The following is a 13,062-nucleotide window of genomic DNA, read 5'->3' on the forward strand; positions in this document are numbered from 1 at the left end:
TATTAATTATTTAACTAATAAGGAGTACTTATAAATGGATATCAATTTTGAGCTCTATAAGGTATTCTATCATGTGGCCAAGACGCTAAGTTTTTCGGAAGCCTCCTCACAACTTCACATATCCCAATCCGCCGTCAGTCAATCCATCCGTTTATTGGAAGATAGAATTAACAGCCGCCTATTCTCCCGTACTACTAAACAGGTGAAATTGACACCGGAAGGAACCATGCTATTTTCGTTTATAGAACAAGCCTATCAATTTATTAAGACAGGCGAACGTAATCTCCAGGACATTCATTCCCTGACAAGGGGTGAACTTAGAATTGCCGCCAGTGATACCCTCTGCAGATATTATTTACTGCCATATCTAAAACAATTTAATAAGCAGTACCCCCATATTAAAATAAATATCACTAACCGAACCTCGCCTGTCTGTACTGAACTTGTTCGCAAAGGGCTGGTAGATATCAGTTTTGTTAACCTGCTCCACGAGTCACCGATTCATCAAAGGGAACGTGATACCAAACTTACTATCACAAAATTAAATATAATCCAGGATGTCTTTGTAGCTGGCAAGGATTACCGTAAGCTTCAGCAACTGACTCTTTCCTTAAAGGACTTAGAAAACTATCCAATTCTCGTTCTGGAAAAGAACACAGTGACCCGCAGCTATTTTGACGCCATCTTAAAGAGTTATGACATATTCATAACCCCCGAAATAGAACTCGGAAGTATTGATTTACTCATCGATTTGGCATATATCGGACTTGGCATCGCTTTCGTGCCTAAAGAATATATTGCCGCTCATTTGGAGAGCGAACACCTCTTTCTCTTAACGCTCAAAGAAGCGATTCCGCCACGGTATCTGGGCGCCATTACAAACAGCACCGTGCCGCTGCCGGTTGCAGCCCAAAAATTTATCAATTTGATTACAGACACACTGTGAAATAGCACCATTGACTCATCCTATGTAGTCAAATTGGATAAATTCGTATATAAAGAAGCAGCCCCTGCGTACGCCGGAGCTGCTAGTTTAACTATTTCTTTGTCTTGCTGTAAAAGCCTTTGTTCTGCTTCTTTAATCCAGTTTGGGTAAATCTCCCGCTATCAGCGTCTTTTTTTCCCATAGTCCACCAGCCAATACGCTTCATTTCCTGTCTGATGTCGCAGATACAATAAGGACACAACTGACCATCTACAATAAGCGAGCCACACTGTTCACACGGGTAAGTGACACTAAACTCTTCTAAAAACCAGCCCCGCTTCAGCATTTTCATGACTGTTGGGCGTCTTACACCTGTTACCGCTGCAATCTGGTCAACAGACACGCTGCCGTGACATCGCCGCAGGTAGTCAAATACCCGGTCTGCTTCGCCCATTTCCTGTTTATGGCAGGCAGGGCAGAGCCCCCCAATATCAATACTAGAAAGACCGCCGCACTCTGAGCAGTATCCAAGGCTCATTTTTCCTTAACCCCGCCTTTTCTAACGATTCGCTACCAGACTGCCATGTCACTCAGACTCTTACCAAAAGCGAGATATTCGGGGTTAAAGCATTAAATTCCTGCATTTCCTAAGTCATAATACCTATATTTTTCAGGACTTAAGACCCTGGATTTATAAAAACAAAGCTAAAAATTTATACATTAGGGCACTTGTTGCTGCGCTAAATGGAATAGTCAATATCCAGGCAAACAGCATTTGCTTAGCTACACCCCATCGTACAGCCGAAATACGTTTAGCGGAGCCAACCCCCATGATTGAACCAGATACTACGTGAGTAGTACTGACTGGCAGATGTAGATTGGTGGCTGCAAAAATAACAAGCGCTGAGTTCAAATCAGCAGCAAAACCGTTAATGGGTTCAAGCTTAAATATCCTACCGCCCATAGTCTTGATAATCTTCCAGCCACCTGCTGCCGTTCCCAGGCCCATAGCAATCGCGCAAGATAATTTAACCCAGAGAGGGACTTCCAATGACGGGATTTGCCCTGAACTGAGCAGTGCTAATGTGATAATCCCCATGGCTTTTTGCGCATCATTGGAGCCATGCGAGAAGGACATCATACTGGCAGATAAGAGCTGCATTTTCTTGAACCCGGCATTGAGTTTCCCCGGCTCTTGCCTACCAAAAATCCACATCATGGCAATCATGATAATATATCCACCTGCCATGGCAATGAGCGGTGACAGTACAAGCGAGAGAACAATCTTTTTCACACCGGCAAGGTTAATGGCATCAAACCCTGCACCGACGATGACAGCTCCTAATACTCCGCCGACAAGGGCATGCGAGGAACTGCTCGGAATACCAAGCCACCAAGTAATCAGATTCCAGACAATAGCACCGAATAAGGCCGAAATAATCACAGGCTGGTTAACCAAAGAAGCAGCCTTAACAAGATCGCCGCCAATAGTCTTTGCTACCCCTGTACTGTAGAGTGCCCCGGCAAAATTAAGAATTGCGGCCAGCATAACGGCATACTGCGGCTCTAGCGCCCGGGTGGATACCGAAGTGGCAATTGCGTTGGCAGTATCATGAAAGCCATTAATATAATCAAACGCCAGCGCGAAAAATACCACAACATAGACCAGCGTCAAATCAGGCATATTTCACGATGACTCCCTTTAACAAATTGGCGATATCTTCGCAGATATCAAGCGTCTCTTCTAAATGAAGCAGGATTTCTTTCCATTTAATGATCTCAATCGGATCATTACACTCTCTAAACAGCTTGGCCATTTCTTGGCGGTATACCTTGTCCCCTTGAGACTCATGTTCGATAATCCGGGCACAGCGTTCTTCCAACTTGTCTTTCTGTTTCCTGATCTCAGGCAAATGACTAAATGCTTTGTCAATCTGCTTGGCACTTTTACCCACAAGTTCGCCAAGCTCTTTGGCACCTTCAGACGCCGCGCCAGCATTATATAAACCCATTCGCTCGATGGTGCCTTGCATACAGTCAATCACATCATCAAGTTTGTGGGCAATGGCATAGATGTCTTCACGGTCAAGCGGAGTAATAAAACTTTTGTGCAGCAAGCCAACAATCTTAGCCGTATTGACGTCAGCTTTCTTCTCAAGCACGTCAATTTGGGCCATTAACTCAAACAAGTCACCTTCTTTGTTTAATGCCTCTTGTAAGACATCGGCTGCTTCCCGAATTAGTTGAGTATTTTCCAGAAGATAACCATAAAACTTCTCTTCGCGGGGCTTTAAGCCAAATCCCATACCTAGCCTCCTCAATTTGTCGGATTCAAACTGATTATAGCATATCCTCTCTACTTTTGTTAACTAAATGTAAATTAATGTTAAGATTCGGTTAATTTAGTACTAGTTATTATGATTTAGCGACCAGTACAATGCCACTTAAGATTAAGATCAAGCCACCTACCCTGAGCGGTCCAATGGTCTCATGAAATAGAAAGTATGAAGCAAGAAACACCAATACATATCCCAGGCTAATCAACGGGTAGGCGTAGCTTAGTTCGACGGTACGCAAAGCATAAATCCAAAGCAAGGTACTCACACCATAAAGGGCCAATCCTGCTGTAATCGGCCAGGCGGCTATAACCTTCTCCAGGAAAGTGCCAGTATCCGGAATATGTGTAGCTCCGTACTTGAAGGCGATTTGTCCAACAGCGCCAATAAGAACCGACAATAGGATAATATAGATATCTTTCATCATAGCACCGCCCTGTTAAAGGCCCTGGCTAAGCGAGCCAAGACCTGTCTCTGGTAGTATATTCCCTTTTCACTGCGGTATTCCTTCCAGTTGTTACCCAAATCTTCACTGTTTACTTGACGACAACCTAATTGTCATTTATTGTTAATGTAGAATGGTTTACCCTACCATCACAAAGGAGGGAATCAACGTTGCCAGAGACTGCCCGGCTTGTTGAAATAGATTTTTTCCGGGGAATTGCAATACTTTTAATGATCGTTTTCCATACAGTATTTGACTTGGCTTTTTATTATAACTGGCCGCTTGATTATCTGGATGGTTTTTGGTACTACCAGGGCAAAGCCGCAGCCGTGCTGTTCATGTTGGTATCAGGCATAAGTAGTATACTCAGCCGTAATCCGGTTCGGCGTGGGCTTACCGTGTTTGCCATAGGGCTTCTCATTACTGCAGCAACCTATGCCTATAGTCCTGCTGTATATATCCGGTTTGGCATTCTGCACCTACTGGGCATCGGTATGCTTGCTGCCCCCCTTGTTAGCCGGTGCAGTGCACTACTGCTCAGCCTTATTGGTACGGCAGTTATTGTCATTGGCAATGAGTTCTCCCAGATAACAGCAGCAACAGCCTGCCTAGTACCTTTCGGTATCAAACCACCCAGCTTTGCCTCGCTTGACTACTATCCACTGTTTCCATGGTTGGGTCTAGTGCTCTTTGGCATGGCAGCAGGCAAGCTACTCTATTCGCAAAACCGTCCACTGTGGCCGTCAGCCGCTTCTTATCGCCTTGTTTGTTGGCTAAGCTCGCTCGGCCGCCGGTCACTACTCATTTATCTTATGCATCAGCCAATCATACTCGCAATCCTGTATATAGTAAACCCATAGAGTGAAATACACAACCGCAGGATATTACGATATAAACGAGGGATTTTTGTGTTTAAACTTAATGCGTTAATACCAGAATTATCTGTTTCAGATATCAATAAAAGTCTTTACTTCTACTTAAATATTGTTTCATTCAAGTTAGAGTACGAACGAAAAAATGATAAGTTCGCCTTATTATCACTAAATGATTCTCAAATTATGATTGAAGAAATAAATGGATATTGGCAGACTGGAGTTTTATCGTATCCTTTTGGTAGAGGAATCAACTTTCAAATAGTAGTAGATAATATAGATCAATTATACAAAAATATAAAAACATATGACTATCCAATTAAAATTGAGCTGCAAGAGAATTGGTATAGAGCAGATAATACATTGATTGGACAGAAAGAATTTTTAATTATGGATCCAGATGGTTATCTATTAAGATTTGCTCAAAATTCAGGAGTAAAAGAATATGTTGAGTCTAAAAAGGTTGTCAGGATTTCGCCCTGACAACCTTTTTGAATATCGGTCTGTGATTTATTGCTTGGCACCCATAAGCATTTCATTAATCGCAGCAGCAGCTTTTTTGCCTGCGCCCATGGCCAGGATTACCGTGGCTGCACCGGTTACAGCGTCACCGCCCGCGTAGACGCGCTCACGGCTGGTGAGGCCGGTTTCTTCATCAGCTACAATGCACTGCCACTTGTTGATTTCAAGGCCTTGGGTGGTCGAGGAAATGAGCGGATTTGGCGAAGTGCCGAGTGACATGATCACAGTGTCTACTTCCATGACAAACTCGGAGTTAGCCACTTCGACAGGCTTTCTCCGGCCTGAGGCATCAGCTTCACCTAACTCCATTTTAATGCATTTTAAACCCGTAACCCAGCCTTTGTCGTCCACTAAAATCTCAGTCGGATTGGTCAACACATCAAAGATAATGCCTTCTTCCTTGGCATGATGTACTTCCTCGACACGGGCCGGCAGCTCGGCTTCTGAGCGACGGTAGACAATGTGCGTTTCGGCACCAAGGCGGGCGGCAGTTCTGGCCGCATCCATGGCTACATTGCCGCCGCCAACTACAGCTACCCTTTTTCCCACTTTGATAGGGGTCGAATATTCTTCCTTAAAGGCCTTCATCAGGTTATTACGGGTCAAAAACTCGTTGGCCGAGAAAACGCCATTGGCGTTTTCTCCCGAAATGCCCATGAACTTAGGCAGACCGGCACCTGATCCGATAAATACAGCGTCAAAGCCCTCTTCGTTTAACAGTTCATCAATAGTAACCGTTTTCCCGATAATCACATTAGTCTCGATCTTGACACCCATTTTCTTGAGGTTTTCAATCTCGGTTTTTACCACTGTTTCTTTAGGCAGGCGAAACTCAGGGATACCATATACCAGTACTCCGCCTGGTTCATGCAACGCCTCAAATACTGTGATTTCATAGCCTTTACGGGCGAGCTCGCCAGCGCAGGTTAAGCCTGCCGGGCCGCTGCCGATAACAGCCACTTTTCTGCCGTTTTTCGGCTCTACTTCAGCCGTATCTACTTGGTTTTCCCGGGCCCAATCGGCTACAAACCGTTCTAATTTACCGATGGCTACAGCCTCGCCTTTAATGCCCACAATACATTTGCCCTCACACTGGCTTTCCTGTGGACAAACACGACCACACACGGCAGGCAGGGCGCTCGCCTTAGCGATCACTTTAGCCGCCTCGGTAATTTCGCCTTTTTTAACATGGCTGATAAAGGCTGGAATATCTATAGCTACTGGGCAATCGCCCACACATTTTGCATTTTTACAATTCAAACACCGCGCGGCCTCGGCAATCGCTTCTTCCAGCGAATAGCCCAGGCACACTTCATCAAAATTAGTAACCCGTGCTTTAGCACACTGTTCCCGTACTGGTATTCTCGCTGCTTTACTCATTATTGTTTACCCCCGCAGCATCCGCCAGTATGGCTTCCTTTTTCGGCTTCAAGCTTATACCGGCCTTCTTCGGTTTTGTACATAGCCTGGCGGCGCATGGCTTCGTCAAAATCGACTAAATGGCCATCAAACTCAGGGCCGTCAACACAGGCAAATTTAATTTCATCGCCGACAGAAACACGGCAGGCACCGCACATGCCAGTCCCATCTACCATGATAGGGTTTAAACTGATCGTTGTCTTTATGTTATATCCTTTTGTCAGCTTGGCTACAAACTTCATCATAATCATTGGGCCAATAGCGATCACATGATCATAGGCAGCACCGCCATCAATAAGTCCTTTTAGCACATCTGTCACCAAACCTTTACGGCTATAGGAGCCATCATCGGTGGTAACATATACATTAGCACCCAAAGCCTTCATTTCTTCTTCGAGAATGACAAAATCTTGGGAGCGCGCACCAATAATTACGTCAACTTGAACACCCTGCTGCTGCAGCCATTTTACTTGCGGATACACCGGCGCAGTGCCCACGCCGCCAGCCACAAAAACAAGGCGCTCTTGTTTTAATTCAGCAATATCCTCATAGATAAATTCAGAGGCTTCACCAAGCGGTCCGGCAAAATCAGTGAAATAGTCACCGACCTCATAGCCAGCCATCTCTACTGTCGACTGACCTAATGTCTGGAAAACAATTGTAACCGTTCCCCGGTCAGCATCATAATCACAAATAGTTAAAGGAATTCTTTCGCCTTTTTCATTCATTTTGACAATGACAAACTGACCCGGTCTGGCCGATTTAGCTACACGGGGAGCTTCTACATCCATTAAATAAATTTGCGGCGCCAATTTCCGTTTCTCGACTATTTTGTACATCTTAATCTCCCTTTCCTGCTTCGACATTATGCGACAAAAATTCAGCATGAGAATTATATCACATATAACCAAGTTTGGGAACAGAAAAAAGCCGCAGATACAACTGCGGCTCCGGGGTTACACCCGGGTAATTTCATATTTATTAGTAGTGCCGCCTGCCTTAGAATCAGCGATTTGCCGAAAGACAAATCCCGGATTAAGAATACTGACAAAGGCGGTAAGCCATTCATTGTAGAGGTTTTTCATCATCTTGCCATCAGCCCCAACCCGTTTCCAGTTGGGTTCCTGTAGACAAACCTCGCTTTCCCAGACCATTTTGTCAGGTGTACTTTCAATCACAGTGTCCGCCTGATCACAAGGCATGCCGTTGAGATAATAGTCATTTATGGCTTTATAGATACCTGTCGCGGTGGAGGTTTCGTACTTACCCTGAGCATCGGCATGGCGGGCACAGTGAGCACCATGTTCCCTAAAAGCCTCTTGGGTTACATCAATGGCGGCATCCCCGCAATTGTCAACAAGCGCCTGGATAAAGGCCGCTTCCCGGCTTTCAGCCACATTAATCTGCCGCTGCAGCCAGCCATGGATATTGCTCTGGTCAATGTGTTCTGTTAAGTCAGCGTCAGGCAGCGGCTCACCATAGCTTTGCCAGGCCTGGGAGCGGGCTTCCTCAGCAGTGCCGCCGCACAAGCTGTCAGCCCCTTCGAAAATCTTCTGCTCACGTTCGATAACATGGCGGATTTTATTGTATAACCAGTAGTGGATAGGCGCTAAAAAGGCACTCATAATAAATTTCCCCCTTTAAATTATTGGCTAGCTATTAGCCGGAACGACTTTATTCAGTGCAGCCAGTAGTTCAGTTAAGTTCAAGCCGTGGATTTCTGCCGCTTGCCGAACAGGCTCGCCAGCCGAAGACGGGCAGCCAAGGCAACCCATACCGAAGGATCGGAATACTGGGACAGTCTGCGGATAAACCCGGATAATATCGCTGATAACACTGTCGGCTGTGATGGGATCGCCAAAAACCAGGTCACCTTCAGTCAAACCGCCCGGGACTGGCACAATTTTCTCACTAGCCTCAGATTGTGGCACTTTAGGCTCAGTTGCGGCGCTCTTTTCACCATAAAACTCGGCCAAAACATCGGTTTTAAATTTTTCTAAGCCGATGCGTTCAATAAACTGCCCAATGCGCTCAATATCAGCATGCTTTTGGTAATAACGCATAATGATGTCCACCATCCGCAAGGTATCATCATAATCAAGGCTTGTAATGATTTTATCAGCTAAGCGGGGATGGGAACCGGCGCTGCCGCCGGCATAGACATCCCAGCCCTCGTCAGTACCAATGACCCCAATGTCTTTAACTACCGATTCGCCACAGGAGTTCGGACAAGCCGACACCCCCATTTTGATACGGCTCGGCATTTCTTTTTTGATATAACGCTTGTCAAGTTCCAGGCCAAGCTTAATGCTGTCTTGCTTGCCGCGTTTACAAAAAGCGATCCCTGGGCAAATCTTAACACTGCGCACACAGTTGGCAAAGCCAAGTGCCGGCGTCATCCCGAGATCTTCCCAGATGTTTTCAATATCTTCGGCCTTAAGTCCAGTAATCATGATACGCTGAGCCGATGTCAGCTTCATGGTACCACCGTATTTCTTAGTAACATCTACGTATTTTTGCATTACCTCAGGTTTGATAAAGCCACCAGGCAGATGCGGGGTTATGGCATAAGTACGTTTTCCGTCCCTAATTTTTTGCAGGTTTGCTCCTTTGGGCAGCATGCTGCCACCTCCTCAATATTCTCAATTTATTTTTCACTGAAATAGCCGTGGTTATTAATGACCGCTAGATTCACCATCATGTTGTGCTTTATAAATTGTATCCATGAATTTGATCAGCGGGCTGAGTTTGACAATAGTGTGAGCGCCTTTCATCCATACCTGTTGGCGAAACACCTCGATGATTTCTTCGCGAGTAGCGCCGTGGTTTAATGCTTTCAAGAGTTCCAGCTTGGCACGTACATCGTCATCGCCATAAATCGCGGTCGCTAATGCAATAAGGTAACGATATTTTAAGGGAATAACACCCTCGCCCCAGATTATGTGGTGATACTCGCTAATGATTTTCTGCATATCTTCGCCCAAATCACCTGCACCCATACTACAGGGAGGCACAAATCCAAACTGTTTTTTAAACTCGGCAATCATTTGCTGCTTATCAAAGTTAGCCATTGCTTTTGTCTCCTTCACCCTTATCTCTTGAGTACATTGTATTATAAGTCTTCCTCCCATTCATTGGCAGGCATCACAATCTGGTGTGATTTTCGTCACACGTAAAAAGGGGCAAAATATCTTTACATAGTTTACCGTTAACAGGCCAAAACTAAACTTCGAAAAAGCTGGAGGAGGCAAAGAAATATGCACACAATACAGTTCTGTGAAAATAATCTGAAACACGAGGGTATGGATGAGCTTGTTGAAAAATGCCGGACTGAATTAAAAAAAGTTGAGATATCAGTAGAACCTTGTTTGGGCGAATGCGGCGACTGTGCCGAAACCTATATTGCTAAAGTTAACGACAACTTAGTGACCGGGGACACAACCCACTACCTATTTGAAGAGATTCAAAACTTGCTTAATGAATAAGTAAAGCGAAGCCAGCTACCTTTGATAAGTAGCTGGCTTCTTGGTCTATCTATAGCAATCATCACTTCAATACCTCGAAGGCAAGAGCTTAATTTGAAGCAATTGGTCGGACTCTTAAATAGCTACCATATCTTTGTATGCTGCCCGGTAAATAACCCAGTTGAAAGTTTTGCAGTGTTACATTGCAATTCCTTTTCCAGCAAGCTTTTAAAAGACGTTTCCGACCTTTTTCTTAGATTGTTTTCATTTTCAGTATGCTTATCTCGTAAGTTCGATTTGGGAATAGGGAATACCGGTGCAACTTTCACAATCCTCAAAGCAATCACCTTCCATATTTTTCCTTTATTATTCTACATATGGAAGTAATTTCCTTTTTTGTATCTCACTTTATTCACTTTATCTTTTCACTAGCAATCAAATATCCTATCTATTCAAAGTAATTTAACAATCTATCAGTCAGACAAGTTTGCAGTTGTACTAACAGATAGGAAAAGCGCCCTGAAGGGCGCCTGAAAACAAACTATTTATCTTTACATCCAATTAAACTCCAAGGTAACAACAAGCTCACCCGCTTCAGCTCTTACACTAAAATAGGAACAATAAGAAAGTACTTTTCGTAATGACCGGAACTGTTTAGGAGAATCCCCTGCTATTTCGGGAACTCGAACGGTTACAAGTGCCTTATTATTAAAATTCTCTACCACACTTACATTATTCGAAACCAGCTTTATCGCAGTCAAAATACGGATAAAGGTCTCCCTTCTCATAGACAGCCCTCCTTATAATACTTACGTTATGTTAATTATATCATATCTGCTTGATGGTTGTATTAAAAAACGACATTAACCGGACAAGTTCTGCACTTGATACCGTAAAGGCCTGGGTTCGGGCTAACGGTCTCTTTTTCTATTGAAGATTCATTAAGCCAACAGCAGGGTTAATTTTTGATAAAAAAGACCTACTGTTTTATTACAATAGGCCATACAAATGCTTATCTATTTTACATCCAAATTGATTATACATGCAGCTAATAGTTTGGCCCGCTCAAACAGGCTTTCCACAATAGCGAATTCTTCCGGGCTATGATTTCTACCGCCCTTAACCCCCATGGCGCAAACAGTGGGTACGCCGGCCATTACGCTGTAAGCCGAATCTGCCCCGCCGCCGACCAGTTTTGCATAGGGAATACCTAGCTCCATTTCCTCATAGGTCTTTTTGACGATAGAAAAAAGTTCATCACCGCATGGCGTTCTTTTCATCGGGGCTATACCAGGAATCTCAGCAATCGTGGTAGTTGTTCCCTGGACATATATTTTAGCAGCTACTTCCTTCATTTGCCGGCGAATTTCCGGCAATAATGCAGGATCAAGATACCGGACATCCACGACGATTTTCGCCTGCCCTGGCACTGCGTTTGGTACTGTTCCGCCCTCAATCACACCTACGTTAAACGTTGTACCTGTCTCCCAGTTTGTCAAATTCTGAATATCGATTACTTTATAGGCTACTTCCAGAATGGCACTCCGTCCGTTTTCGGGCTCGTTGCCGGCGTGTACAGCAACACCTTTAACTTCCAGCTCAAATAGAGCCGTTCCCTTTCTTCCGACAACGATCGCGTCATCGGTAAACCCTGTTTCAAAGTTAAACGCAGCCGCCGCGCCCCGCGCTTCTGCCATAAACGTCTCAGCCGCATTAGATTTCACGTGGGCCACCTCTTCATCACCGGCCAGAATCATCTTTAGCGGCCGTGTGTTGTATCGGGTTGCCTGCAGCGCCTTCATAGCATAAAGTGCAACCACAATCCCGCCCTTCATATCGAGGACACCCGGCCCATAAGCGACACCGTCACGGATGGTAAATGGCCGGTTGGCAACAGTCCCCACTGGAAAAACGGTATCCATATGACCAAGGAACAACACTTTCGCTTCTTTTCTATCAGCACCAATCTCACCGATTAGCATGTTTCCGGCCTGCTCCATTTCAATGATCCGAGTCACTGCCCCTTCGCTTGCCAACACTTGCTGAATTTTGCTTGCAACAGCATCAATTCCCGGTTTATTCTGTGATCCGCTTTCCATGTTGACAAGCTCCTGCCATAACGTCAACATTTCATCCCGGTGTTCATTAATAAATTGGAAAGCTTGCTCCTTCTGACTATTCATGTGATCCTCCTATTCTATTCATCTTTTGCCATGGAAAGCAATTTTTGGCCAACATACTTTAATGTAATCACCCTTTCGGTGATGGATTCAGTCGCCTTGGCTTGCTCTTTGGTAATACCTGCGGTTTGCTGAGTATGATTAATAACCATTTCCATCGACGACTTTAACTCCTGGAGGGTAGCCTGAATATCTTTGGCGGAATGATGACTCTGGTCGGAGAGTTTGCGAACCTCTTCGGCTACGACAGCAAACCCTCTGCCTTGCTCACCAACTCTGGCGGCCTCAATAGCGGCATTAAGACCGAGCAGATTCGTCTGACTGGCTATCTGCCGAATAGTTGATATAACCGTATCGGTATTATTGACATTAACTGACACACGGTCAGATAAATTGGCGACATCATGCATGGTAGCAGCCAGATCCTCCTGGGAAGCGTTCAGTTCCTCAATAGTGGCTGCGATAGTTGTAATCGAATCGTTAACTTGCTGTGCTTGCTCAAGCAGCATTTCCTTATTTTCCGCCGCCTGCAGCTCCCACCGAAAAAGACCTGTGGCAATCTTGGCGATAGGTTTTGAATAGATAGGGTCGCCGCCTATACCAAAGCTGCCAACCCACTGGTTTTTATACACGATAGGCAGATGGACACCCATTTTAACAGTCCCACCCGAACGCTGCTCGTCTTCAGCGGTTACAATTCGATGCTCGATTTTCTCGGTAAGTACCTTTTGCGAGCCACTGTGAACTTTGCCCACTCTTGAAAGATCTTTAGCTGCAACAATGATCCCTTCATGGTCACAGATAACCGCACTTAGTTCTGTTTCTTGAAAAATAAAATCCACAATTTTATCGGCAATAGCTTTATCCAATTGTATCCTCCTCAGCTAAGAGCCTCTAGC

16 protein-coding genes are annotated in these 13,062 nt (G+C 44.9%); 4 read left to right on the plus strand and 12 right to left on the minus strand.

The window, feature by feature from the left end:
* Positions 1–34: 34 nt before the first annotated feature.
* Positions 35–946: a LysR family transcriptional regulator gene (locus B9A22_RS22325; protein WP_084578160.1), complete on the plus strand. Its 912-nt coding sequence runs from the start codon at positions 35–37 to the stop codon at positions 944–946.
* A gap of 91 nt (positions 947–1,037) precedes the next feature.
* Here B9A22_RS22325 and B9A22_RS22330 read toward each other — a convergent pair whose 3' ends face one another.
* From B9A22_RS22330 to B9A22_RS22345, 4 genes are all read right to left on the minus strand, one after another.
* Entirely contained in the window at positions 1,038–1,463 is a 426-nt protein-coding gene (locus tag B9A22_RS22330) for a helix-turn-helix domain-containing protein (protein WP_084578161.1), read from the minus strand.
* 153 nt (positions 1,464–1,616) lie between these two features.
* Positions 1,617–2,609 (minus strand): inorganic phosphate transporter, encoded by a 993-nt coding sequence (locus B9A22_RS22335; protein ID WP_084578162.1) that lies wholly within the window; start codon positions 2,607–2,609, stop codon positions 1,617–1,619.
* Positions 2,602–3,231: a DUF47 domain-containing protein gene (locus tag B9A22_RS22340; RefSeq protein ID WP_084578163.1), complete on the minus strand. Its 630-nt coding sequence runs from the start codon at positions 3,229–3,231 to the stop codon at positions 2,602–2,604. Before B9A22_RS22340 ends, B9A22_RS22335 begins: the two co-directional genes overlap by 8 nt.
* Positions 3,232–3,340: 109 nt before the next feature.
* Positions 3,341–3,688, minus strand: coding sequence for an EamA family transporter (locus tag B9A22_RS22345; RefSeq protein ID WP_245824106.1), 348 nt, complete (start codon positions 3,686–3,688; stop codon positions 3,341–3,343).
* 188 nt (positions 3,689–3,876) lie between these two features.
* Between B9A22_RS22345 and B9A22_RS22350 the strand changes: the two genes are divergently transcribed.
* Both B9A22_RS22350 and B9A22_RS22355 read left to right on the plus strand, forming a co-directional pair.
* Complete coding sequence (locus B9A22_RS22350; protein WP_084578165.1) at positions 3,877–4,566, plus strand: heparan-alpha-glucosaminide N-acetyltransferase; 690 nt, start codon at positions 3,877–3,879, stop codon at positions 4,564–4,566.
* 48 nt (positions 4,567–4,614) lie between these two features.
* Positions 4,615–5,061 carry a bleomycin resistance protein gene (locus tag B9A22_RS22355; RefSeq protein WP_084578166.1) on the plus strand — a complete coding sequence of 149 codons (447 nt, stop codon included), beginning with the start codon at positions 4,615–4,617 and terminating at the stop codon, positions 5,059–5,061.
* 27 nt (positions 5,062–5,088) lie between these two features.
* Here B9A22_RS22355 and gltA read toward each other — a convergent pair whose 3' ends face one another.
* From gltA to B9A22_RS22380, 5 genes are all read right to left on the minus strand, one after another.
* Positions 5,089–6,480: an NADPH-dependent glutamate synthase gene (gltA, locus tag B9A22_RS22360; protein WP_084578167.1), complete on the minus strand. Its 1,392-nt coding sequence runs from the start codon at positions 6,478–6,480 to the stop codon at positions 5,089–5,091.
* A complete protein-coding gene (locus B9A22_RS22365) occupies positions 6,480–7,358 on the minus strand; it encodes a sulfide/dihydroorotate dehydrogenase-like FAD/NAD-binding protein (RefSeq protein WP_084578168.1) in 879 nt (292 codons plus the stop codon). The genes gltA and B9A22_RS22365 overlap by 1 nt, the downstream gene beginning before the upstream one ends.
* Before the next feature lie 117 nt (positions 7,359–7,475).
* The gene (locus tag B9A22_RS22370; RefSeq protein WP_084578169.1) at positions 7,476–8,144 is read right to left on the minus strand and encodes a hypothetical protein; all 669 of its coding nucleotides are present in this window, start codon (positions 8,142–8,144) and stop codon (positions 7,476–7,478) included.
* Between the two features lie 27 nt (positions 8,145–8,171).
* Positions 8,172–9,140, minus strand: a complete 969-nt coding sequence (locus B9A22_RS22375) for a DUF1858 domain-containing protein (RefSeq protein ID WP_084578170.1) — start codon at positions 9,138–9,140, stop codon at positions 8,172–8,174.
* Between the two features lie 54 nt (positions 9,141–9,194).
* Entirely contained in the window at positions 9,195–9,590 is a 396-nt protein-coding gene (locus tag B9A22_RS22380) for a carboxymuconolactone decarboxylase family protein (RefSeq protein WP_176215653.1), read from the minus strand.
* 186 nt (positions 9,591–9,776) lie between these two features.
* On the opposite strand from B9A22_RS22380, the gene B9A22_RS22385 reads away from it, so the two are divergent.
* Complete coding sequence (locus B9A22_RS22385) at positions 9,777–10,004, plus strand: DUF1450 domain-containing protein (protein ID WP_084578172.1); 228 nt, start codon at positions 9,777–9,779, stop codon at positions 10,002–10,004.
* A gap of 530 nt (positions 10,005–10,534) precedes the next feature.
* Here B9A22_RS22385 and B9A22_RS22390 read toward each other — a convergent pair.
* The 3 genes from B9A22_RS22390 to B9A22_RS26445 all read right to left on the minus strand — a co-directional run bounded on the left by B9A22_RS22390 (position 10,535) and on the right by B9A22_RS26445 (position 13,032).
* The gene (locus B9A22_RS22390) at positions 10,535–10,771 is read right to left on the minus strand and encodes a hypothetical protein (protein WP_084578173.1); all 237 of its coding nucleotides are present in this window, start codon (positions 10,769–10,771) and stop codon (positions 10,535–10,537) included.
* Between the two features lie 228 nt (positions 10,772–10,999).
* On the minus strand, positions 11,000–12,166 hold the full coding sequence (locus B9A22_RS22395) for a M20 family metallopeptidase (RefSeq protein WP_084578174.1): 1,167 nt from the start codon (positions 12,164–12,166) through the stop codon (positions 11,000–11,002).
* A 14-nt stretch (positions 12,167–12,180) separates the two neighbouring features.
* Positions 12,181–13,032 carry a methyl-accepting chemotaxis protein gene (locus tag B9A22_RS26445; RefSeq protein ID WP_084578175.1) on the minus strand — a complete coding sequence of 284 codons (852 nt, stop codon included), beginning with the start codon at positions 13,030–13,032 and terminating at the stop codon, positions 12,181–12,183.
* Positions 13,033–13,062 lie beyond the last annotated feature (30 nt).

Origin of the sequence: Sporomusa malonica (assembly GCF_900176355.1) — a bacterium.
Lineage (GTDB): Bacteria > Bacillota > Negativicutes > Sporomusales > Sporomusaceae > Sporomusa > Sporomusa malonica.

Coding starts and splice junctions, on each gene's coding strand:
- B9A22_RS22395 (WP_084578174.1), bottom strand. CDS start 12,166: ATGAATAGTCAGAAGGAGCAAGCTTTCCAATTTATTAATGAACACCGG.
- B9A22_RS22325 (WP_084578160.1), top strand. CDS start 35: ATGGATATCAATTTTGAGCTCTATAAGGTATTCTATCATGTGGCCAAG.
- B9A22_RS22340 (WP_084578163.1), bottom strand. CDS start 3,231: ATGGGATTTGGCTTAAAGCCCCGCGAAGAGAAGTTTTATGGTTATCTT.
- B9A22_RS22330 (WP_084578161.1), bottom strand. CDS start 1,463: ATGAGCCTTGGATACTGCTCAGAGTGCGGCGGTCTTTCTAGTATTGAT.
- B9A22_RS22370 (WP_084578169.1), bottom strand. CDS start 8,144: ATGAGTGCCTTTTTAGCGCCTATCCACTACTGGTTATACAATAAAATC.
- B9A22_RS22380 (WP_176215653.1), bottom strand. CDS start 9,590: ATGGCTAACTTTGATAAGCAGCAAATGATTGCCGAGTTTAAAAAACAG.
- B9A22_RS22375 (WP_084578170.1), bottom strand. CDS start 9,140: ATGCTGCCCAAAGGAGCAAACCTGCAAAAAATTAGGGACGGAAAACGT.
- B9A22_RS22390 (WP_084578173.1), bottom strand. CDS start 10,771: ATGAGAAGGGAGACCTTTATCCGTATTTTGACTGCGATAAAGCTGGTT.
- B9A22_RS22335 (WP_084578162.1), bottom strand. CDS start 2,609: ATGCCTGATTTGACGCTGGTCTATGTTGTGGTATTTTTCGCGCTGGCG.
- B9A22_RS22385 (WP_084578172.1), top strand. CDS start 9,777: ATGCACACAATACAGTTCTGTGAAAATAATCTGAAACACGAGGGTATG.
- B9A22_RS22345 (WP_245824106.1), bottom strand. CDS start 3,688: ATGATGAAAGATATCTATATTATCCTATTGTCGGTTCTTATTGGCGCT.
- B9A22_RS22365 (WP_084578168.1), bottom strand. CDS start 7,358: ATGTACAAAATAGTCGAGAAACGGAAATTGGCGCCGCAAATTTATTTA.
- gltA (WP_084578167.1), bottom strand. CDS start 6,480: ATGAGTAAAGCAGCGAGAATACCAGTACGGGAACAGTGTGCTAAAGCA.